Origin of the sequence: Pectobacterium peruviense (assembly GCF_003312355.2) — a bacterium.
Classification (GTDB): domain Bacteria; phylum Pseudomonadota; class Gammaproteobacteria; order Enterobacterales; family Enterobacteriaceae; genus Pectobacterium; species Pectobacterium peruviense.
The window spans coordinates 3,101,215-3,122,915 of record NZ_CP161826.1 but is presented as its reverse complement, the minus strand read 5'-3'; the positions used below and the strand labels follow the sequence as shown (position 1 = coordinate 3,122,915).

The 21,701-nt window shown below is 53.4% G+C and carries 17 protein-coding genes; 5 read left to right on the top strand and 12 right to left on the bottom strand.

Features of this window, described 5'->3' with window-relative positions; all coding sequences use genetic code 11:
* The first annotated feature begins 20 nt into the window (after positions 1–20).
* Positions 21–1,151 (top strand): ABC transporter substrate-binding protein, encoded by a 1,131-nt coding sequence (locus DUT67_RS14180; protein ID WP_113625620.1) that lies wholly within the window; start codon positions 21–23, stop codon positions 1,149–1,151.
* A 12-nt stretch (positions 1,152–1,163) separates the two neighbouring features.
* Here the strand turns inward: DUT67_RS14180 and DUT67_RS14175 are convergent, their stop codons facing one another.
* The 5 genes from DUT67_RS14175 to DUT67_RS14155 all read right to left on the bottom strand — a co-directional run bounded on the left by DUT67_RS14175 (position 1,164) and on the right by DUT67_RS14155 (position 7,832).
* Positions 1,164–2,102 (bottom strand): LysR family transcriptional regulator, encoded by a 939-nt coding sequence (locus DUT67_RS14175; RefSeq protein WP_048261057.1) that lies wholly within the window; start codon positions 2,100–2,102, stop codon positions 1,164–1,166.
* A gap of 125 nt (positions 2,103–2,227) precedes the next feature.
* Positions 2,228–2,986, bottom strand: coding sequence for a CDP-diacylglycerol diphosphatase (locus DUT67_RS14170; protein ID WP_113631763.1), 759 nt, complete (start codon positions 2,984–2,986; stop codon positions 2,228–2,230).
* Between the two features lie 223 nt (positions 2,987–3,209).
* Positions 3,210–5,219, bottom strand: a complete 2,010-nt coding sequence (locus DUT67_RS14165) for a TonB-dependent siderophore receptor (protein WP_113625622.1) — start codon at positions 5,217–5,219, stop codon at positions 3,210–3,212.
* A 213-nt stretch (positions 5,220–5,432) separates the two neighbouring features.
* A complete protein-coding gene (locus DUT67_RS14160; RefSeq protein ID WP_113625623.1) occupies positions 5,433–6,671 on the bottom strand; it encodes an MFS transporter in 1,239 nt (412 codons plus the stop codon).
* Positions 6,672–6,863: 192 nt separating this feature from the next.
* Positions 6,864–7,832: a helix-turn-helix transcriptional regulator gene (locus DUT67_RS14155; protein WP_113625624.1), complete on the bottom strand. Its 969-nt coding sequence runs from the start codon at positions 7,830–7,832 to the stop codon at positions 6,864–6,866.
* 215 nt (positions 7,833–8,047) lie between these two features.
* On the opposite strand from DUT67_RS14155, the gene DUT67_RS14150 reads away from it, so the two are divergent.
* Both DUT67_RS14150 and DUT67_RS14145 read left to right on the top strand, forming a co-directional pair.
* The gene (locus DUT67_RS14150) at positions 8,048–9,874 is read left to right on the top strand and encodes an ABC transporter ATP-binding protein (RefSeq protein ID WP_113631762.1); all 1,827 of its coding nucleotides are present in this window, start codon (positions 8,048–8,050) and stop codon (positions 9,872–9,874) included.
* A complete protein-coding gene (locus DUT67_RS14145) occupies positions 9,874–11,685 on the top strand; it encodes an ABC transporter ATP-binding protein (protein ID WP_113625626.1) in 1,812 nt (603 codons plus the stop codon). Before DUT67_RS14150 ends, DUT67_RS14145 begins: the two co-directional genes overlap by 1 nt.
* Here the strand turns inward: DUT67_RS14145 and DUT67_RS14140 are convergent.
* Positions 11,680–12,417, bottom strand: a complete 738-nt coding sequence (locus DUT67_RS14140) for a LuxR family transcriptional regulator (protein ID WP_113625627.1) — start codon at positions 12,415–12,417, stop codon at positions 11,680–11,682. The genes DUT67_RS14145 and DUT67_RS14140 overlap by 6 nt on opposite strands.
* Positions 12,418–12,970: 553 nt before the next feature.
* Between DUT67_RS14140 and DUT67_RS14135 the strand changes: the two genes are divergently transcribed.
* Positions 12,971–13,585: a TetR/AcrR family transcriptional regulator gene (locus DUT67_RS14135; protein WP_048261041.1), complete on the top strand. Its 615-nt coding sequence runs from the start codon at positions 12,971–12,973 to the stop codon at positions 13,583–13,585.
* On the opposite strand, the gene DUT67_RS14130 is transcribed toward DUT67_RS14135, so the two are convergent.
* The 5 genes from DUT67_RS14130 to DUT67_RS14110 are packed head-to-tail and all read right to left on the bottom strand — an operon-like array spanning position 13,563 to position 17,775.
* Positions 13,563–14,186 (bottom strand): membrane integrity-associated transporter subunit PqiC, encoded by a 624-nt coding sequence (locus DUT67_RS14130; RefSeq protein WP_113625628.1) that lies wholly within the window; start codon positions 14,184–14,186, stop codon positions 13,563–13,565. The two genes, DUT67_RS14135 and DUT67_RS14130, sit on opposite strands and share 23 nt — an antisense overlap.
* The gene (locus DUT67_RS14125; protein WP_113631761.1) at positions 14,183–15,829 is read right to left on the bottom strand and encodes an intermembrane transport protein PqiB; all 1,647 of its coding nucleotides are present in this window, start codon (positions 15,827–15,829) and stop codon (positions 14,183–14,185) included. Before DUT67_RS14125 ends, DUT67_RS14130 begins: the two co-directional genes overlap by 4 nt.
* Entirely contained in the window at positions 15,826–16,449 is a 624-nt protein-coding gene (locus DUT67_RS14120) for a paraquat-inducible protein A (RefSeq protein ID WP_113631760.1), read from the bottom strand. Before DUT67_RS14120 ends, DUT67_RS14125 begins: the two co-directional genes overlap by 4 nt.
* Entirely contained in the window at positions 16,439–17,074 is a 636-nt protein-coding gene (locus tag DUT67_RS14115) for a paraquat-inducible protein A (RefSeq protein WP_189339472.1), read from the bottom strand. The genes DUT67_RS14120 and DUT67_RS14115 overlap by 11 nt, the downstream gene beginning before the upstream one ends.
* Before the next feature lie 38 nt (positions 17,075–17,112).
* Positions 17,113–17,775, bottom strand: coding sequence for a DUF3313 domain-containing protein (locus tag DUT67_RS14110; RefSeq protein WP_113631758.1), 663 nt, complete (start codon positions 17,773–17,775; stop codon positions 17,113–17,115).
* Between the two features lie 522 nt (positions 17,776–18,297).
* On the opposite strand from DUT67_RS14110, the gene DUT67_RS14105 reads away from it, so the two are divergent.
* The gene (locus DUT67_RS14105) at positions 18,298–19,269 is read left to right on the top strand and encodes a chemotaxis protein (protein ID WP_048261028.1); all 972 of its coding nucleotides are present in this window, start codon (positions 18,298–18,300) and stop codon (positions 19,267–19,269) included.
* 157 nt (positions 19,270–19,426) lie between these two features.
* On the opposite strand, the gene DUT67_RS14100 is transcribed toward DUT67_RS14105, so the two are convergent.
* Positions 19,427–21,628, bottom strand: coding sequence for a TonB-dependent siderophore receptor (locus DUT67_RS14100; protein ID WP_113631757.1), 2,202 nt, complete (start codon positions 21,626–21,628; stop codon positions 19,427–19,429).
* Positions 21,629–21,701: the final 73 nt, after the last annotated feature.

The window sequence follows — 21,701 nt, the reverse complement described above, 5'->3', positions numbered from 1 at the left end:
AATTATTGAGGAATAACCGTATGCAGCATGCAACCCCTTTAGCGTTGATAACCCCTTATTCTCGCTGGCGACTGGGGATGAATAAGATCCTTGGCATGACGTTACTGATGAGTGCCGCACTCGTTTCCGCGGTACAGGCGGATGATGGTGTAACGTCGGATGCACAGAAGCCGACGGAAATTCGTATCGGTTTACCGGATCAAAGTGCTGGCAGCAAGCCCTTTATTCGCGGGCCATTGGGACTAGCCCATATTCAAAAACAGTTGGAGAAAGAATTTGAGCCGCAGGGCATCAAAATTCAGTGGTCGTTCTTTAAAGGTGCAGGGCCGGCGGTGAATGAAGCGCTGGCGAACAAGCAGTTGGATGTGGTGTATCTGGGCGATCTAGCCGCCATTATTGGCCGTGCGGGTGGTCTGCAGACGCGGGTACTCGTGGGATCGCGTGGTTCTAATTCTTATCTGGCGGCAACGCCGGAATCGGGTATTCAACGCATTGAGGATTTACGCGGCAAGCGGATTGCAGTCTACAAAGGAACAGCCGATCAGCTGTCATTTGAGCGCGCCATTAAAAGCGTCGGGCTGAACGAACGCGACGTGCGGGTAATCAATCTTGACTGGACTGCGGGCAAAGCGGCGCTGGCCGCCAGACGCGTTGATGCGGTGTGGGGCGGCGCCTCTCTGCTGGCGTTGCGTCAGCAGGGCATCAATATTGTCACCACTAGCCGTGCGCTGGGGTGGGCGAATACCACGCAGGCTGCGGTGCTGGCGACGCAGAATTTTATCGATCGCTATCCGGGAACGACGCAGCAACTGGTGAATGTGCTGGTGGACAATGCGCAGTGGATCGGCGATGCGCAGCACCTGCCGGAATATACGGCGCTGATGTCCGAGCAGAGCCAGATTCCACAAGCTATTTTTCAGGAAGAGCTGAAAGCGGAAGATCTCCCATTCCAAAGCTCGCCGCGCCTCGACCCGTTCCTGATCAGCAGCTTGCAGGACAGTATCGATCGGGCGAAAGCGGCTGGGCTGATTCGCAACACGTTTTCAGCCAGCGACTGGTTTGCCGGTCAGTTTGCCGATCGGGCATTAAAGGCCAAAGGACTGGAGTCAAATTGGCTGGTGTATGATGCCAGCGGTAATCCGACGAAATAATCATCAAGGCGCTCACAGGGTCGGCAGTGCCGGAGCCGGTGAGCGCAACCTGTCTTGCGCCAGTATGGTTTCGATCATCAGTTCGGCCAGCGGCGGCAGCGTCCTTTGCAAACAGGTGACAATGCCGAAGCGGGTTTGCATGTTGCCCCATTCCGGCGGTGTTCCCGTCAGCGGAATTTCTACCAGCTGATGGCTTAATCGTCCCAACGCGAAGCCATCCTCGCTGGCGAAGCTGATAGCCTGCGTATGCCGCAGGATACTGAAGACCGAATAGATATGGTCACATTGAATCTGCGGACGATAGTCGGGCTGGCGCGTGAGGGCAGCCAAAACCTTGCGCATGCCGACAGGCATAAAAGGAGAGGCGAGCGGAAAGCGCAGCAGATCGTCTGGCGTGATATTTTCCTGCTGGGCTAGCGGGTGTGAGGAGTGGCAGATAAAGAAGCAGCGTTGCTGGCTTAATGGCTGCACATGGAGGTTCGTTTCCATTTCGGCCTGCCAGGTATCGGCAACGATGAAAGGCCACTCGTCGGCCAACAGCCGCTCACGCAGCGATTGCCAGTTATCCACGCTGTAGGTGACTCTGGCTCGCGGACGAAGGGCATGGAAATGTGCGACCGCTTTGGGGATCAGCGTGGTAGAGGGGGCAGGGCCGCAGCCAAACGTCAGTTCACCTTCCTGCGCCTCGCTGATCTGCTGCATGTCGGTCATCAACTCCCAGGACAGCTCCTGCATCCGCCGCGCAAACGGCAGCAGCGTATTGCCCTGCCACGTCAGCGCAAAACGTCGGCTCTGACGGTCGATAAGCGGATGTCCCATCGTTTGCTCCAGCGCCTGAATGCTGCGGCTGAATGCCGACTGCGACAGGCAGACCGCTTCTGCGGCCTGTACAAAACTCCCGTGTTCGGCCAGTGCAAGAAAATTGCGTAATTGCCGTAAATCCAGATGCATGTTGCAGCTACCTACCGTATCGATTTTCCCCACTTTTAGGCGGAGGTCGGATAGCAACGCAATGAATAAAACGTTATAAGTTATAGCGAATTGATTGCTATCGACCTTCAGGCTGCGGTCAGCGGCTATCTTGCCAGCGCACAAGAAAAGTCCTGAATTTCTTCCACGGAGCCGAGACTCATATTGAACACGTCGAGGCTACTGGCGAGCAGCACCTTCTCGCCTGTTGGCGTAGAAACCATAGCAAGGCCGTATTTACCGATAGATTCATTTCGCTGCTGTGCGTAGCGATCCAGGGTTTTGAACGGATCGCTTTGCGCCAGTTCGTTCGCTGTGAGCGTTTTTGCCAGATAGATATGACCATTAATTTTCGTTGGTAGCGCTTTCCAGTCGCCAGAAAGCGTCGGGAATTGCTGATTCAGCGTTTGATAAATATCCGGGCGCAGGCAGGCAATGTGGATATGCAGCTGGTTTTGCGTGCGGCCATAGCGTGAGTTAATTGCCAGCGAAATATAATCGTCTTTGATCGGTTTACCTGCTTCGCGCGACAAATGGCCGCGCCGATCCCACGCCTGCATGAAGAAATTAGGCGTGTTTTGCTGTAAGAGTTCAGGGCTTTCGATGCCGCTGATTTTATCCGTTGGGAGCAGTAGGTCGTGATAGGGGCCGTTTCTGTCATCAAAGAGCACGTAGCCCTCTGCCAGATTAACCTCCAGACAGGGTGCCGGATTACCACTGCGCTGCTGGTTGGGCACGCACTGTTCACTGACGATTTCCCACAGCGCGTTGCTGTTTCCTCGGCCAACCTTCCACCCTATAGCTGTGGCCGCCGCGAGCACAATGATGGCAGAAACCGTGAAGATCAGGATCGTGTTGCGTTTCATGACGGGTCTCCGGCTGGCGCAAAATATCAGGGTAAACGGATCATGAGAAAGTAGCGATGGTCAGTATGGAACAGGAGCGATGTCATTAATATGACCTGCGGTAAAAGGCGAAAGCCTAATCGGTAACGGATTGTAAGAGGTAAGAGGAATGGAGGATAACGTGCAGGGATGACAGAGCGTCATCCCTGCAAGGCATTGTGTTACGGATGCGGGACGATAGAAATCAGAATAAATCGACGCGCACGTCCACGCCGACGGTTCGGCCTTCATTGACCTGCGCATAGCCGGAGGTACCGCTCATAAAGCCAAAGGTGCGGTAGCGACGGTCGAAGACGTTATCCACATAGCCCGCGATATTCACCCGATCGGTAGCCTGCCAGCTAAGACGCAGATCGGTGGTGGTATAGGTGCCCTGACGCAGCGCGTTGTCGCCATCGAAGTAGTGCGGCCCCACCACGTTGAAGGCCAGGCGCGGCATTAACGCCCCGAACGAGGTATCAATCAACCCGTTCAGGCTAGTGCCTGCACCGTAGCGCGGAACGAAGGGAACGCGTTTATCCTGATAACTCTCACTGTCGCCACTAAATTCAGAACGAACATAGGTGCCGTTGATATCCCATGACCAGTTGGGAACAAACTGCCACTTGACCATCATCTCTACGCCGTTAGCGTCAGCGCTACCTGCATTGCTGAGCGTTTGCATACCAACAGGGCCGGAATACAGTTGCATATCACGCGTGTGGGTATGGAACACGGCACCCTGAAGCTGTACATCGCCGCTCTGGTAGCGTGAGCCGATTTCATAGTTAATCGATTTCTCCGCACTGTAAGGAATGGCCTGTGTACCTGCGGCAGGTGAGTAGTTAAAACCGGTTGGCTTATAGCCCTGTGCAACGCGGGTATAGACACGCCAGTCATTATTCAGCAGATAGCTGGCTGAGAGTTGCCCCAGTACCTGATCGTCATCGACGCTGTTGCTATCACCCACGTTCATGCCGGAGAACTGCTGGTGGTAACGGGTGTCGGCCTTGTCGTGTGATACACGCAGCCCGCCGCCCAGATCGATACGGTCAGTCAGGTGCCAGGTCAGATCGCTGTAGGCGGCTAACGTCTCTGTTGATGTGTTGGCATTGCTCTGCATAAACGGAGAGCCTGCCATGCTGTAGGTCAGATCGAGCTTTTCACGCGTGTTCTGTCGGTAAAGGCCGAACACCATATCCACCGTGCGGCCTGCACCGTGTGTGGCAGCCCGTAGTTCCTGCACATCCTGATTCCAGCGCTCTGGCATGTTGGCAATCAGCGTACTGTTTGGGAAGGTACGGTCATAATTCTGCTGCTGCCATGCGCCGATCAGGCTGAAGATCCAGTTGTCGGTGGTGTATTTTCCACTCAGCGACTGGCTATGGGTGCAGCGGCGTAATGTAGGATCGGGCGCGCCAGCGGCAATCTCCAGCGTCCGGTTTTTAGCATCGCCAAACGGCAGATAAGTATCTTGCGTGGCGCGCGTGCAGTCTTCCGTCAGTGCCAGACTGGTTTCCCACGGTTGACCATCGGGTGCCAGTCGCAGTCGAAGATTCCCAACGCTGGATTTTGTCCCGCCGAGGTTATCGCTGCCCGTCGCAGGGTTGGTCATCGCGCCCGAATCGACCTGACGCAGCAGGGTGACGCTGCCATACAGCAGGCCATCCTGAATGGGGCCGCTAACATTGATTTTGCCGTGATAACCGTCGCGGCTGGCAACGCCGCCTTCGACATAGCCACGCGGTGTGCTGTCCGGCTGCTGAGTCACGATATTAATAATGCCGCCCTGTGCGCTTTTACCGTACAGCGTTCCCTGCGGACCGCGCAGCATTTCGATGCTTTCCACATCGGAGAGTGCCTGCACGGTGTTGGTGGCGAGCTGCGGTACGCCGTCCACGTAGACCGTCACGGCCGGGCTGTAGAAATCCTGTGCGGAAGACACGCCGCGTAGTGAAATTGAAGGGAACAACAGGCTGCCGTTATTTCCGAGGTTGAGGCCGGGCAGAACCCGAGTCAGCTTGTCGGTACTGGTGACACCAGCATCTTTAAGTTCTGGTGCCGTCACGACGGTAGATGAGACGTTATTGGCCGAGGCGGAATAGGGTGACTGTTTGCTGGCGGAGACAACAAGCGTATCGTCCTGAGCCGCAAAGGCACAGGACGAGAGAAACACGCCGGTTAAAGCGAGTGGATAAAGGCGCATTATTTTCATTATTAAATCCCTGAAAAGACTAAAATCGATGTCAAAGGCAACGGTTTTCATCACGACACGCTTTTATCTCGGTCCGAAAATATCACGATCCGAAAAGCGAGTGAGACAGAGAATGATGAAAGTTAAATGATAATCGTTTGCATTTTTTGAGCTACCCGTATCGGGTCTATTTCAACCCGAATACAGTAGATGTCCTGTACAGTTTCCCTTTCGTTAATCCTGATCTCGGTGGCTTACTGTTGCTGGGGAAATACCTTCCGAAAATACGCGGGAAAGCCTTGCCGATAGGCGTTTGGCGGGCCACAGGCTGGCGATGGCGAAGCAGGCCAGCACGCCCAGCGTGGTCTGATAATTCGTGTGATGCGCGAGTTGAAGCGCGGCGATCGACACGATCATGGCGACAGCAGCATCGGTGGATTGGAACAGTGCATAGTCGGACGCGGGCTGATGCGGCCTGACCAGCCCCATCAGGACGTTGTATAACGTGACAAACCCGACGGCGGCAGCCAGATTGACTACGCCAAAGAGCACAATCCAGATATTCAACGAATACAGCGGGTAACCGATGGCCAGCACGATAGCTAGCAGAGCGTGCACAATCATCACGGGCAGCAGGCAGCGCAGTGCGCCCAAACGTCGAATCAGGACGTTGGCGAGCACAATCCCTACGCCACTGACCGCCGTGCTGTATACGGTCATAACGATACCGAGCTGACTCAGACTAAGCTGTTGATCGATGAGCATAACGGTCTGTAGCGCCATCATGCCGCGCATTGCCAGATAGAAAATGGCTGTGAAGGCTAATACCGGCCAGAGCGCGTTGAACGTTTGACGATTTAGTGTCGGGCGCACGGTGGGATCTGTGTGACGTACGGTCTGGCGGGTGTAGCGCAGCGGCAGGATGAGCATCAGCAGCGACAGCCCTGCCAGTGCGAAGAAACCGCCTCGCCACCCAGCATGTTCGGCAATACTCAGGAACGCATAAGAGCCGAACAGAATGCCCAGATAGCTGCCGCCGACCTGTGCGGTATTCGCCAGCGCGCGACTGGACGTGTTGGTAGTGCAAATCGTGATGCCGTCGGCATAGATGTCATGGCTGGCGGAGAGCAGCGCCAGCAACATCAGCGTAATAACGATAGCCAGAACAGATTGCTCCGGTGAAATGAGACCAATCACCACCAGCGTTATCGCCATGGCGATCTGGAGCAACACCAGACTGCCTAAATAGGGGTTACCACGTAGAGGAAGGGCGTGGCGCTCTCCCCACGGTGCCCACAAACATTTGGCAATCCACGGAAGAAAGGTCAGTGACAGCCAGCTTAATTGTGCAAGATCCAATCCGGCATGACGAAAATAGCCTGCGACGCCTTGCATGATGAGCGCGGTGATCATGCCCTGATGGAGGTAGAAACACCAATAGGGCAGGTAGCGTGTTATTGGGTTGTGCGTCATGGTTTGTCGCGATCCAGCAGCGTTATCGCTAGCGCCTGTGCTTTAAGGTGGAGATAGGGTGTTGCTACGGAATCGGGCATGACGGTTTCTCCTGCGTGTAATGGAGAAAATGATAATCATTCGCCATTGCGGCGCTACCCGAATCCAGTCTATTTGTACCCGTATCGGGATGATTATTGCGCCAATTGCTCGCTAAATATTCAGACGTTTAAACGCAGAAGGCGTGACGCCGAACTGCTTTTGGAACGCCGCACTAAAGTGGCTGGCGTTGGCATAGCCCAAATCGGTGGCGACTACCATGACTGGTGTACCCGTGACAAAGAGCCGACGCCGCGCTTCATGCATGCGTTCGGCCTGAAATAGTCCATAGATGCTGTTATTGAAGAGTTGACGGAATCCGCGTTTCAGCTTGAGTACGCTTAATCCGGTTTCTCTGGACAACATGGCGATGGTCGGAGCCTGTGACAGATCCGCCAACAGACGATCTTTGGCACGCAGTAGTTTCTGGCGATCGGCCAGATTCAGCGTGTCCTGCTGGGGGAGGGTGTCGGCATGTCCAGCAACGGCAAGGCTGACCAGAATCATGCTTTGTCCCAGCAGCCATAGCGGCGCATGGCTGCTTTCATCTGCCTGCTGTGGTTGCGTTAGGCTGGACAGTGCGTGGCTTAATACCTGAGCAGTTCCCCGCATTTCGGCATTGCAGTCACAGTGAGTGCAGAGACGACCGGAATCCAACTGTTGTTGCAGCTTCCCCGTGAGATTTGGCACCCAGCTAGCCAACAGATCAGGGCTTAGCGACACCGTGACGCTTTCAAACTGCCCAGCATAGGACGACGTGCCCTGACAGTCCGGCGTGTAGCTAATGCAGCCCGAACCCTGCTTCAGTACGTGTTCTCGTCCCCGATCGCCCTTCAGTGCAAATTGCGAATCCCCCTGCAATGAACAGGAGAAATTGATACGTCCCCAATCGTCGTGCAGGTGCATGGTGGTGGGCTGTCGGAACTGCCCACGCCACACCAGAATATCCAGCCCTTCCTGAAGCGTGGCGCGCAGCAGACTACAATCTGCGCCAGTATTGGGTCGCACGACGTGCAGCTCAGCAATCAAATTTGAAATTGTGACTTCAGGTTCGCTGGAGGCTTTCAGTGGGGAGGCATTCAATGGACAGACTCCTGAACATGCGGGCTGCGGCATCGTACGATCGCGGTAATGCGGTTGATGACAGTCACCCTGTACGGATTCGGGTATAAATCGGCTCGAATCGGGTAGATACGCAGTTGAGAATAGTTATTATTCCTGACTTTGTTGTCGCCGTCGAGTTGATTTGCGGGTCTTGCGGGTAAGCGACTGTGCGGGAAAGAGAAAAGAGAGAAACTATGTCACATTCTGCTGTTGATGAGGGTTCATCGGCTGCCGCGCCGCATTCTACGCCACAACGTCGAGCCTGGCACATTATGTACCCCGTGCGAGGGCAGATTCGCCTGGCGATGTGCCTGTCGGGGCTGTCGGTGTTGGCGGGCATCGCTTTTTTACTCTCTCTGGCATGGAGTGTCCAACTCCTAATCTTACAACCTGCATCATGGCCGCTACGCCCAATGAGCGGTGCGGTGCTGTGCCTGACCGTCAGTTATCTGCTGCGTCTGCTGGCCTTTAATCACTCTCACTATGCCGCGTTCCGACTGGAAAATCAGATTCGCAACGCGCTGGCGGAACAGCTGGCGCGCATTCCGCTAGGGGAAGTACAACGTCTGGGCACGGGGTCGCTGGCGAAGATCCTGCATGATGATGTGAAAGCACTTCACCTGTTTGTAGCGGACAGTACGCCGCTCTACGCTCGCGCCTTTGTGGCTCCGCTGTGTACCGGGGCGTTGCTGTTCTGGCTGGACTGGCGTTTGGCATTGGCGGCCTTGCTGGTGCTGGCCATCGGAGCCGTGGTGCTGATGCTGGCGATGCGCGATGCGGGCGAGATGAACCAGCGCTATAACCAGGCGCGGGAAGAGGTCAGTACCGCGGTGATTGAATTTGTTCAGGCGATGCCGGTGGTGCGTACCTTTGATACGGGGGCGGCAACGTTTGGGCGCTATCAGCAGGCGTTGGAAAATTATCTGGACGTGCTCACGCGCTGGTATCGGCAGGCGGGATTCTCGGCGCGTTTCTCCTTTGCCGTACTTAATCCGCTCCCGACGCTGCTGGCGTTGTGCTGGGTGGCATACAGTTTCTACAACCACGATCGTCTCGATTTCGGCCTGTGGGTGGGTGTGCTGCTACTGGGAAATGGCATGGCGGAGGCTGTTATGCCGATGATGGCACTGAATCATATGGTGGCGAAAACCCGATTGAGTATCAGCAGAATTCAGGATGTGCTGGCATTGCCGCCGCTGCCGGAAGCGGAAAATGATGCCTTGCCTACCGATGCCAGCGTGTGTTTTGAGCAGGTGAGTTTTCGTTACGATCGGCTGGCGAGCGACTGGGTGTTGGAGGACGTCAGCTTTCAGGTGCCCGCAGGATCGGTCACGGCGCTGGTGGGGGCATCGGGTGCAGGGAAAACCACGGTGGCTCGGCTTATTCCCCGCTTTTGGGACGTGACGGCTGGGCGCATTTTGATTGGCGGTGTCGATATCCGGCAGATGAAAACCGCCACGCTGATGCAGCAGGTGTCGTTTGTTTTTCAGGAATCCTTCCTGTTTGCGGACACGCTCGCCAATAACATCCGGCTTGGTTTACCTGAGAAAAGCATGGATGAGGTGATTGCCGCAGCGACGGCGGCGCAGGCGCACGATTTTATCATGGCGCTGCCGCAGGGTTACGACACGCTGGCTGGTGAGCGCGGTCAGTTCCTTTCTGGCGGACAGCGCCAGCGTATTGCTATTGCGCGGGCGCTGCTGCATAACCGGCCGATTCTCGTGTTGGACGAACCGACGGCTTTTGCTGACCCGGAAAATGAAGCCGCGCTGCTGGCGGCGCTTGGCGTTCTGATGCAGGGGAAAACGGTCATTATGGTGGCGCACCGGTTGTCGACGATTCGCGATGCTGATCAGATCGTGGTCTTTGATCACGGGAGGCTGAGCGAATCTGGTCAGCATGATGTGTTATTGACCGCACAGGGTCGCTATAGCGAGCTGTGGCGACATTATGAGCAGGCGCAACAGTGGGCACTGGGCGGCGCATCACCACGTATCGGGCAATCAGAGGAGCGTACGTGATGAACGAAAACCATTCCGCCATAAACCATGCCTCAATAAATCATGCCGTCATAACCGCGCGGCTATCCGCAGGGTGGCACACGTATCGTCAACTGGAACGCGTTACGGGATCGCAGTCAAAGGTATTCCGCTGGTGTTGCCTGAGCCTGCTGGCGGCAGCTATCGCGCAGGGACTCGCGCTGGCATGTCTGTTTCCGCTGCTGTCTGCATTTACCCACGCAGAAGCGTCACTCGAGATAGCAATGTGGCTGGCGATCATGACGATCCTGAGTCTGTTGACGCTGATGCTGCGCTGGTATGGGCAGGGTTTTGAATATCGCGGGCAGCTTGCGGCGGTGACCCATGAACTGCGTATGCGACTTGGGGAACAGCTGCGGAGTATGCCGCTAACCACACTTCAGTCTACGCGGGCAGGGGATATCAACGCGCTATTGCTGGGCAGCGTGGATGAGAACCTGAATTACATGCTGGCGATAGTAAACCAGTTGCTACTGGCCATCGTGACGCCCGTCGTGATAGCGCTCGTCATGCTGGTGGTGGAGTGGCGGTTAGGCGTGAGTCTGCTGTTGCTCTTTCCGGCCATCGCACTGCTTTATCGCTGGAGGCGGCCTGCATTTGCGCACACGATGCAGGCGCTGGCGGAGGCTAATCAGCAAACCAGTGCCGATATCGTCGAGTATGTACAGGGACTCGCCGTCCTGAGAACCAGCTGTCAGCAGGCTGAAAGCACGGCGGCGCTGCGTCAGCGTTTTCAGCATCTACAGCAGATACAAACGTCGGCGCATCGTAACGGAGCCAAACCCGGCGCGGTAGTTGCCAGCATTGTGGAGTTGGGGCTTCAGGGTGTGCTGATTTTGGGTATGAGCGGTGTTGTTTTCGGCGCGTGGGATGTGGCAATTGTCGCCGCGATGATGGTGATTGTAGTGCGTTTTTCTGAACCGCTGGCGACGTTTGTCAGCTATACGGCGGTGTTGGCGTTGATTGATACCGCGTTGCATCGTATTGACGATCTGTTAGCGATTGAGCCGCTTCCCGTGCGCCAGCCTGCCGAGGTGCCGACAACGTATGCGATTACGTTCGAACAGGTGAGCTTTCGCTATGCGGATAAGGCTGAACCGGTGCTCGATAGGGTGGATATCATTCTGCCGGAGAAGGGGATGACTGCGTTGGTTGGGCCATCTGGATCGGGTAAAACGACGATAACGCGACTGCTAATGCGTCATGCCGATCCGCAACATGGGCGCGTTTGTATCGGAGGTGTGGATATCCGCCATATTCCAACACGTAAATTAAATAAGCTGATTTCCGTGGTGTTTCAGGATGTCTATTTGTTTGATGATTCGGTGCTGGCAAATATTCGAATGGCGCGGCCGGATGCCAGCGATGCAGACGTTGAGCAGGCTGCCGATGCCGCTCAATGTCTGGAATTTATTCAACGATTGCCGCAGGGATGGCAAACACGGCTGGGTGATATTGGCGGAAGATTATCCGGCGGTGAGCGGCAGCGTATTTCGATCGCGCGGGCATTATTGAAGGAAGCGCCGATTGTGATTCTGGACGAGCCGACGGCGGCGTTGGATACCGAAAGCGAGCTAGCCGTACAGCGTGCGATTGACAGGCTCGTGCAGCATAAGACGGTTATTGTCATCGCACATCGGCTATCGACAATCGTGGGAGCAAATCGAATTCTGGTTGTCGAGGATGGCGTTATTTCCCAGCAGGGAACACATAACGAATTACTGCTTGCTGAAGGGCGCTATCGCGCGTTGTGGCACGCGCAACAGCAGAGTAAGCGTCTATCTCACTTATAACGGCTCAGGTTTAATGAGCTGTAATTCCACGCCCAGCCTTATGGCATGTTTGGCATTCAGCACGCCCAGTTTTTTTACCACATTACCAATATGGAATTTCACGGTGCTGATTTTGATATCCAGAATCAGCGCAATTTCCGGGTAAGTTTTTCCCATGCTGGCCCAGTAAAGAATTTCGTTTTCACGTTGAGAGAATATCTCTTTGTCACCTTGCTTTCTGCTCTGCGGGCTTTGCGTAATCTCTTTGTAAAGCGTGGTGATTTTCTCATGAACGGCAATGAGCAGCATTTGCAGTTTGTCTTTGTTTTCCTCAACAATACTTTCCATATCCGTTGGCGCATGTTCTTCGAACATAATCGATAGCGCTGCCAGATGATTATTGTTGTCATGCAAGACAAAGGTATAACCATTAACAATATCGTATTCTTTTGACAGATTAAAAATCTTGGAGAATTTCAGCTTAGAGTTAATAACGATGTTGTCTTCCCAAGAGAATGGCGAGACGGTATTTATCGCCGTTAAAATAACGGGATCAATATGCTGATAGTTATTTTCTTTATAGGTATCAACCCATTCTTGCGGGTAATTTGAAATGATCACAACCTGAGACGGGTTCTTCTTATTCATGATCATGTAGGCGTATTTCAGGTCGCCATACTGCTTTAACTTTCGGCCGAGATAGCTTTTTATCGTGTTATTGATAATTTCATTGTCAGAGCAAAATACAGACATGTAACGGCCTCAATAAAAGCGAGAATGCACCCATGATATAGATGACGTCATAAAAGTATAGTGCTGACCTATACCTAAGTCTAACTACTGTTACTCCATGATATCACTTATAATTTTTTCATGAACAGGACAATTTATAAAAAAATTTAAGAAAGTAAATTTTAAAAAAAATTGTTACAAATTGATTTGCCAACCCAGGGATTTACCCATAATTTTGTTCCTGTTCTGTCGACTGAATTTAGGGTGTGTGGTGCTAAGCCATGCGCCCTAAAAGCAGTTTCCCCATCATACCGCACATTGTCTATACGCTGCTTTTCCTGCAACGAACAACGAGAAATACCCGTCATTCGGGGCTGGATAGTAAATAATCCGTTTTCCCTTATCAACCTCCGTCGTCCTTTGGTATTCATCGTTGTGCTTTTCTTGCCGTTCTCCTATTTTTACAGACGGTGATGTGGCGTTGTGTAAAGAGGCGGCGGCGAAGCTAATGTTTTGATAATATTGCTATATCGAATCCTATTTTGCTCGTCAGCACAGTCTGGCAGGAGTGGTGATGAAAGTCCGCACTAAGGCTCGTCGTGAGGCCATCGTTAAAACGGCGGCGCAGCTTTTTCAGGAAATGGGCTATGAACGCGCCACCATGAATGAGCTGGCGAAGCGGGTTGGCGGTTCCAAGGCTACGCTGTATGGTTATTTTTCAACCAAGGAAGCGCTATTTACGGCCGTCGTTCGTGAACATGCGACCATGCATTTGTCCGAGGCAACGGCAGAGTTGATGACGGATGCTCTGGCATCCGAAACGCTGGAAGTGCAGTTGACGCGTTTCGGCGAGCGCATTCTCTATGTGCTAACCAACGATAGCAGCGCCATGGCGATTTATCGGATGGTGGTTGCGGAGGCCGGACATTCCGATATTGGTTCTCTGTTTTATGAGTCAGGCCCGAAAGAGAACGTCGATAAACTGTCTGAGCTGATGGCGGCGGCGATAGCGCGTCAGGCGCTGAAGCCGGGCGATTCGCGTGTACGAGCATTGCAGTTTCTGGCGCTACTGACGGCAGAAATTGATGACCGCATATTCCACCGTCATTTACAGCCAATCAGCCTCGAACGCATCCGCGAGATCGTGGGGAATGCGGTCAGTATGTTTATGGCTGGGGCGGCGGCGTAAGACACGTTCCTTTTCTATCCGGCATCCAGCGGGTCGCCGTTACTGCGATCTGCTCCGCCAGCCGCGTAATGACCTGCTGCTGAGCCTGCAACATTGTAGTATCACCACTCGCTGCCAACTCGGTGAACTGGCTTCGGCAGAGCAGGCGGGTGCGACCTTCTCCCCCAGTAGCGCTAAGGCTCCAGTCGGCGTCAAACGTCACAAATTGGCCGGGCCAGCTATCAAATCGTCGGACCTGTAGGTGGATTCTGACCACCGGCGTTTCTGCTGCACGTACCAATCCTGAAACATCCTGCGTGTTGAGACGTTGCGTCAGCCCGGCGGAAAGCGCGGTGCGAATTTCTTCCCCCAACGGACTGAGCCAGCGCTCGTTATCCAGCACGACGGCACCGCTGTTACCCTGTCGGATAACGAGCTGTGACGTATCAATTTGCGCTGGTACGCCAACAGGCAGCACATCAATGAAAAAGGGAGCGGTGTGCGCTGTGGTTGCAGCCGATGATGCTGGTGCGAGCAGGGTGTGATAGTGCACCGGAGGCGATGAGCAGGCGCTCAGTAACGCGATAACGACCAGCGGGCAGAATGGTGCCACTCGTTTCATTTTGAGGATCCTTTTTGAGTCGCGGTGTCGTGAGTCAATGTTGATGCCGATGAGTCATTCGAGCGTCCTTGCAGCAGGGACTCTGGGTGCCGATCGATCTGCTCAGCCAGATTGCGCAGGGCGCGTAAGGTGCGCTGAATTTCCTGTAATGACTGTGTGATGCCCAACTGCAACGGCGAATCCTCTTCCAGCATATCCTGTGCGCGACGTGTGGCCTGCTGTATGTGTTTCATCAACCGATTGGCCTCTGGCAACGTCTGCCCGTTAACCTGTTGAAGCGCTTTATTGGCTTCTATCAACGTGGTGTTCATGTTGCGGCCGATAGCATCCAGCGGCATGTTATCGATCTTGCCGATGATGCTCGCCATCTGTGTCTGTAACCGATCGAATCCCCCATTGACGGTAGGCAAAATCAGCGGGCGAGCGTTGGTATCAAACGGCACTTTTGCTGCATCGGGCACAAAATCGAGTGAGATATAGAGCTGCCCAGTCAACAAATTGCTTGGCGCAACCTGTGCTCGCAGACCGTGTTCAACCAGATCGCGGGTAAACTCTGCCGTTTGCTGTTCGAGCGACGCCACCTGCTTTGGCAGCTTATCCAGCACGTTACCGAGGCGGTTAGGAAACACCTCAATACTGACGACCGTAGGGAAGCGATAGCCTGTTTTACTGTAATCCAGCTCAATGGTGGTCACGTGGCCGATTTTGACGCTGGAAAATTCCACGGGCGCGCCGATCTCCAGACCGTGTAACGATCGGTCAAAACGGAGTTTGAAGAGGATGGGGGGACCATCAGGTGGCGATAAGGCTGATTCCTGATCGCGTGCTAGTTGGTAGGTAGTCAGCGGTTCCGGTCGGGCGATAGCGCTATCCAGATCGGGGGTGGAAAAAGCGATACCGCCCGCCACGACGGCGGCGAGGGTTTGTGTTCTAAGGCGAAAGCCGTTGGCGTCAACGGAAAGATCCATCCCACTGGCATTCCAGAAGCGAGTATTCGGCGTAACAAACCGGTCATAGGGAGCATCAATAAAAACCTGAAACTGGACACTACGGCCATCGTTGTTCAACTGATAGGACGCAACGCGACCAACGGGGATGCGACGATAGTAAATTGGCGAACCGCTATCCAGCGACCCGAGATCATCAGCCTGAATGACAAAACGGCTGCCCGGCATACCGTTAATCACCGCAGGGGGCGACTCCAGACCGGTAAAGCGAGTTTCTCCCTGCGCTGATTCGCCTTTATCGGCGCCAATGTAAGCACCCGAAAGCAGGGTATCAATCCCCGTCACACCGCTGATGCCGACGCGCGGACGAACCACCCAAAAGCGGCTATCGGCATGAGCCAGACTGTCCGCATTTTTATTGAGCAGCACCGTGACGAGAACTTGTTTACTGTCCTGACTGAGCGTGATGTCTTTTACAATGCCTACGGCTACATCTTTATATTTGACGACGGTACGATCGGCTTCAAGACCCGCTGCGCTCTGAAAGGAGATCACGATTTTCGGCCCGCTACCTGACCAGGTGTGAATCAGCATGGCGAGCCCCGTTAGCATAGCGAGCGCCGGTACCAGCCAGATTAATGAGATTCGCCAGCGTTGGCGGATAATTACCGGATCGCTGGGTTGTTCGTGGATCATTTTTCGTCACCTTTCCAGATAAGACGCGGGTCATAGCTCATGGCAGACAACATGGTCAGTACCACCACCAGCCCAAAAAAAAGAATGCCGCTGCGAGGTTCCGCTTCACTCAGGGGAGGGAATCTGACCAGCGCAGAGACGGCGGCAATGACGACGACATCCAGCATGGACCAGTAACCTACCCATTCCGTTAGCCGATAAAGCGCAGCACGCTCGGCCATCGCCTTACGGCTTTTTTGGCGTGACATGAAGAGCAGCAGACCGAGAATCAGAAATTTCATACAGGGAATGACGATGCTGGCGATAAAGATCAGCAGGGCAATGCCGTAGTCGCCGCTGTGCCAGAAATCAATCACGCCGCTTAGGATGGTGCTTTCGCCTCCCAACCCGAACAGGCGGGTATACATCACGGGCAACACGTTGGCGGGGATATAGAAAATTAGGGCCGTGACCAGTAGCGCAGAGGAGAACGCGGTGCTGTCCTTGCGGGGGGAAGTCAGCCGCGATTGGCAGCGTGGGCAACGTACCGCGTCGTGTGGGTTTGCATCATGCAGGCAGACGAGGCCGCACAGCGGACAGGCGACCAACGGTAACGGCTGGTCGGACGGATTACTTTTCATGGCTGACCACGCTACGGTTACTGTCCGTGGGCACCAGCGACCATAACGGGCGAAGATCGAGACTATTGACGACAACGAGCAGCAACATCAGCGCCGCTAGCGCCCAGCAGCCTGCTCCCGGCATCACCTGCATAAAACCGGAGAGTTTGATGGCGGCGATCAGAAAACCCAACATCGCAATCTCCAGCATGCTCCAGGGACGAAGCCACAGCAGTATCTTCATCACGGGAATAAAGCCGGGGGCACAACGATCTTTATTGGCGAACATCAGCACCCAGCCAGTCAGGATGATTTGCAGAAAAGGCGCCACAATCAGGATAAAAAAACAGCCTATCGCCAGCGGTAAAGTCGCACCGTTAGCCAATGCGAGCGCCGCTTGCCAGAGTGTCGCCGTATTCTGCAGTGCATGGAAACTGACGGTCAGCACCGGATAGCTATTCGCGATAAAAAAGACAATGACCGCCGTTTGTATCAGCGCCAGTCGATGCCCGGCATTGATCCATCCTGACCGATAAAGTGTGGCCTGACAGCGTGTGCAGCGTGCTGCCTCACCGGGATTTAACGCCCGGTAGCGGTGCACGCTGTCGCAGTGCGGACAGATAATTAAATGGGGGTAGATTGTCATCATGCTGTTCCGCACCGTGTGTATAGGGTCTTCTTCGCTTACTTCAGCATGTCGGCCAGTTCTTCCGCCGCTTTATCGATACCGACTTCTGCGGCGCTCAGTGCCCCCACGCTGGCGCTGACGTTCATGGCGTTTGGATACTGCTTCGCGATATAGGCATTGAGCAGTTTGTTGGTCGTCGCATCGTAAATTTCAACGGCATAGTTCACAGATCCATTGAGCAGGCCTTCTTTACCACGAATAGACTGCACGATGTTGTAGGGGCCGCCAGCCAGATCAAATTTGGTAAACGTACCAGCAACGGGTGTGGTGGTATCGGCCCCTGTCAGCGTCAATTTCAATCGCAATGTGCCAGGGGCTGGTGAGGTCACTTCATTGAACCGTGAACGTAAGGTTTTGCTGAACGCATCTTGCATATAGGCGGCCAGCGACTGTCTGTCCTGCGGTGACATGTCGTTAAATTGGTTATCGCTGCCCTGATAAATGCTGACGGGATCGATGATGATGTGGGTGTATTGCTTCCAGTCGACAGGCGTGGTGTAACGATAAGGAATGCGATCCGCGTGCTCACCTGAGTTTTGCGCCAATTGCGAAGACGATGCGATACCGCTGTAGCGCACGGGAGAATTGCTCGCGCAACCTGCGAGTATGACAGCCAGAGCCAATACGGTAGGACGTGCAACTCGGGATAATGTGAACATATGAGAATCCTGTAAAAAGAACTGCTGAATAGCGTGATGACACGCCGCCTTAGCCACATGACGTCCAATAGCGCCAACCGTTTACTGCCGCTATGCGTAAATGGCGGTATAGGCACTCTTTATAAAACTGAACTGTACGGTATGTTTTTAGTTTTTTATGGCTTCGATGTCAAGAGGGCGTGAGGTTTTCTTCTCAGGCAACATTTCTGTCACGATTTGGGATAAGGAGTTGGCAAATCCTGCCGATAGTAATGATTCAGGGAATGTTATCTATACCTAAAGGATGCTAGCCGACTGTTATACTGAAGAGGGCTGATATCCGTCTACTGGTCCGATGATTGCCATCGTTGGACGATGAAGTTGACACAATTGACAAGTATTTTACGTTTGACGCTGGATAAGATTGAAGAACACGACTATCACGTACAGTGGAGCGGCCAGATGTTAGTTCATGTTTACTCACATCTCGAATGTTGCCTGATTACGCTATACCTATAAATAATGACTCGCACTGAGGAAAGCATGGATAATTTTCAAAAAGAGATTGATGAGAGAACAAACCTTACCTCTGCTAATAAATTCGAACTCTTATTATTCCAGCTGGGCAAATCACCTGAAGGTGGCAAATCTGAGCTGTTTGGCATCAACGTGTTTAAACTGCGTGAAATTGTGCCAATGCCTACGTTGACCAAAGCGGCTGGCATGAAATCGCCGATGCTGGGTATGGTTAACATTCGTGGGCAAATCATTCCCGTTCTCGATCTTCCTGCTGTGGTCGGCAGTGCACCGGATACGAACCTGAACATTCTCCTTATCACTGAGTATGCACGCAGTACGCAGGCATTCGCGGTGGAATCGGTAGATGATATTGTTCGTCTGGAATGGAGCCAGGTTCTGGCTGCTGAAGCGGGCGTGAGTAGCTCCTATATCACCAGTATTGCGCGCCTTGATAACGACAAAGACAGTAATCGTCTGGCGCTGGTGCTGGATGTTGAACAGATTCTGTTTGATATCATTCCTGGCGATCGTGAAACTAAGCTCAAGAACGCAGAAGAGAAGATCTATCCCTACACGCCTGGTGCGATTGCGATTGTGGCGGAAGACTCCAAAGTCGCCCGTTCGCTGCTTGAGCAGGGGCTAACCCAGATGGGTATTCCGTTTAGTATGCACATTACTGGACAGGATGCCTGGAACAAGATTCGACTCATTGCGCAAGAAGCACAGTCAGAAGGGCGACCTATTTCGGACAAGATCTCACTGGTTCTGACCGATTTGGAAATGCCGGAAATGGATGGCTTTACGCTGACAAGAAATATCAAGCGTGAAGAATATCTGAAGAATATCCCCGTGGTGATTCACTCTTCACTGTCTGGTAGCGCGAACGAAGATCACGTACGCAATGTTGGTGCGGATGCTTACGTCGCGAAATTCGAGATTAATGAGCTGTCGACGGCGATCCAGACTGTGTTGAATAAAGTAAAAGTACGCCGCTAATTAATTACTCTGGCGTATTACAACATTCGGCCTTTGCCTCCTCCTTACAGGAGAAGACAGAGGCCGATTTTTTTGTCGCTAATTCTCTGAATCGCATGCTTTTTGGTTTCTGAACACGCTGAACCAGAAAGGCGTAACCGTCAGAGAAGTATGGCTATCAGAATGAGGTGGTGACCCCCGCATAGTAGGCGCGGCCCGGTTCGTTATAGGTAGACGCCCCTTTCGCTTCACGGTAAATCTGCTTATCAAACAGGTTACTGATACCGGCATTGACGCGCAGGTTCTTGTTGAACTGGTAGTTCACGCCCACACCTGCAACGGAGTAGCTGCCGATTTCGCGTGAAGACAGCCCGCTGTTGTATTCTGTCCAGTTTGTCGCGTATTGACGTGGTTTTTGCTTACCGTACATCGTCCAACTGACATTGGCAGAAAGTTTCTCTGTTGCCTGCCAATCCAGCATCGTATTGACGGTGTATTTCGGGATGATCGACAGTGGGTTACCGGTGTCTTTATTTTTCGACTCAATCATATAGGTCGCGTTAGTGTTCCAGTCCAGCGTGTCTTCAATCACCGGCACCAGCAGGTTGGCTTCTAACCCTTCGACCAGCGCTTTACCGCCATTTTCCCAACGCAAGATCGCCGCATTTGACTGTGTCAGCCCGAGAATATCGGTGCCGGAAACAATCTTGTTTTTATAGTCATTGCGGAAATAGGTCACACCCGCCTGCCAGCCGGCATGCTTGAACTCCAGACCGATTTCTTTGTTGACGCTGATTTCGGGATCCAGATTGTCATTACCTGCCAGATAGCAGCCGCCGCCGTTATTATAATCCACGCCGAACGGACAGCCGTTACCACGTGAATAGAGCAGGTAGCCAGTAGAGGATTGATAAAGATTCGGTGCTTTAAAGGCGCGCGCAATACCGGCTTTCACGCTGAACATCTCGCCCAGTTCCTGCTGAATGTTCAGGCTTGGGCTGTAGTTACCGCCAAATTTGTCGTGGTAATCGAAACGCAGGCCGGGAATCACCTTGGTGCCAGGCACGACTTCGATATTGTCTTCAAAGTAGATCGCACTGAGTTCGGCGCTGTTTTTGCTGCTGCGTTGAGAAGGGTTGACGGATGTGCCGGGGAGGGTATCACGACTGTCTCCTGGGTAACTGTTTGCGGCAGGATCGTTTAACTGCTCCCGATTCCACTCTGCACCCAGCGTGAGCATTTGTTCAGCCCAACGCTCAAGCGGAATATTCAGCTCGCTATTAATACGCAGATTTTTCAAGCGGCTGGTGCTATAGCGATCGCTATTAATTGATCCTTCAACTCGGCCATACAATCCTTCATCAAGCCGGGTGTTATTCGTTTGGTCGTAAGCGAAGCCCAGCTTGGATTGTCCCCAATCCCAGATGCCGTTATGGGTAATGGCATAATTCTGGCGATACAATCGGTTGGTTTCTGCACCGCTCTTTGCCAATGATTCAGGCGTGTTACTACCAAGTACGCTGGGATCGAGGCTGAACTGTGTATCGCCAGTATAGATATTACCCTGACGGCTATAGCCTGCTTCAACATCAACGATCTGCTGCGGAGAGAGTTTCCAGGACAGCAGCGTATTGAGATCTTTATTGCGCACGCCTTCACGCCCGGCAGCCGCAGAACCGTTCTGGTTCCGGTTAATATCCCAACTGTCGGAATCGGTTTTATTGATATTACCGTACAGACGCATGGTGAGCGCATCACCAGCCAGTGGGCCGCTCAGGTTGATATTGGCGCGGCGGGTGGCACCTTCTTTGCTGTTTTCCGGCTGATTGCCGTACAGCGAGAGTGAGCCGGTCCAGATAGTGGACGGACGTTTGGTGATGATATTCACTACGCCACCGGCGGCACCGGAACCGTAGCGAGCCGCTGCAGGACCACGTATCACCTCGATACGTTCCACATCTTCGACGGGCACCCAGTTAGTATCGCCTCGGGTATCCCGTTCGCCATCCCAGGCGTAGCGAATCGCATTACGCGAGGTGACGGGACGTCCATCGATGAGAATCAGCGTATTTTCCGGCCCCATACCGCGCAGGTCGATCTGGCGGTTGTTGCCTCTTGCCCCTGTGGCGCTGTTTCCCGTTAAGTTTACACCTGGCATTTTGCGGATAATGTCCGAGAGATCGTTAACGGGCGGTGTTTTTTTAATGTCTTCTGCCGTGATGATAGAAACGCCAGGCTGCTGTTTTAATTCCTGCTCAGCAGTGGCTTTGACCGTCATCACATCTTCATCGGCAGCCTGTGCCGTGCCTAAGTGTACCCCGAGCAGCCCGGCAACAATCAGAGCCAGTGGTTTTATGGTATGGAATTGCTGTTTGTGCATTTTTTATTTTCATCCCTAACAACGCGCAGATATACGAATGCAAACGAGAGTTATTTGCGTTTGATAGTTTGAT

Excerpts from the sequence above, each read along its gene's own strand:
- DUT67_RS14180 (WP_113625620.1), top strand. The coding sequence starts at position 21 with ATGCAGCATGCAACCCCTTTAGCGTTGATAACCCCTTATTCTCGCTGG.
- DUT67_RS14145 (WP_113625626.1), top strand. The coding sequence starts at position 9,874 with ATGAACGAAAACCATTCCGCCATAAACCATGCCTCAATAAATCATGCC.
- DUT67_RS14110 (WP_113631758.1), bottom strand. The coding sequence starts at position 17,775 with ATGTTCACATTATCCCGAGTTGCACGTCCTACCGTATTGGCTCTGGCT.
- DUT67_RS14160 (WP_113625623.1), bottom strand. The coding sequence starts at position 6,671 with ATGACGCACAACCCAATAACACGCTACCTGCCCTATTGGTGTTTCTAC.
- DUT67_RS14125 (WP_113631761.1), bottom strand. The coding sequence starts at position 15,829 with ATGATCCACGAACAACCCAGCGATCCGGTAATTATCCGCCAACGCTGG.
- DUT67_RS14130 (WP_113625628.1), bottom strand. The coding sequence starts at position 14,186 with ATGAAACGAGTGGCACCATTCTGCCCGCTGGTCGTTATCGCGTTACTG.
- DUT67_RS14170 (WP_113631763.1), bottom strand. The coding sequence starts at position 2,986 with ATGAAACGCAACACGATCCTGATCTTCACGGTTTCTGCCATCATTGTG.
- DUT67_RS14150 (WP_113631762.1), top strand. The coding sequence starts at position 8,048 with ATGTCACATTCTGCTGTTGATGAGGGTTCATCGGCTGCCGCGCCGCAT.
- DUT67_RS14175 (WP_048261057.1), bottom strand. The coding sequence starts at position 2,102 with ATGCATCTGGATTTACGGCAATTACGCAATTTTCTTGCACTGGCCGAA.
- DUT67_RS14115 (WP_189339472.1), bottom strand. The coding sequence starts at position 17,074 with ATGACAATCTACCCCCATTTAATTATCTGTCCGCACTGCGACAGCGTG.
- DUT67_RS14135 (WP_048261041.1), top strand. The coding sequence starts at position 12,971 with ATGAAAGTCCGCACTAAGGCTCGTCGTGAGGCCATCGTTAAAACGGCG.
- DUT67_RS14105 (WP_048261028.1), top strand. The coding sequence starts at position 18,298 with ATGGATAATTTTCAAAAAGAGATTGATGAGAGAACAAACCTTACCTCT.
- DUT67_RS14100 (WP_113631757.1), bottom strand. The coding sequence starts at position 21,628 with ATGCACAAACAGCAATTCCATACCATAAAACCACTGGCTCTGATTGTT.
- DUT67_RS14120 (WP_113631760.1), bottom strand. The coding sequence starts at position 16,449 with ATGAAAAGTAATCCGTCCGACCAGCCGTTACCGTTGGTCGCCTGTCCG.
- DUT67_RS14140 (WP_113625627.1), bottom strand. The coding sequence starts at position 12,417 with ATGTCTGTATTTTGCTCTGACAATGAAATTATCAATAACACGATAAAA.
- DUT67_RS14165 (WP_113625622.1), bottom strand. The coding sequence starts at position 5,219 with ATGAAAATAATGCGCCTTTATCCACTCGCTTTAACCGGCGTGTTTCTC.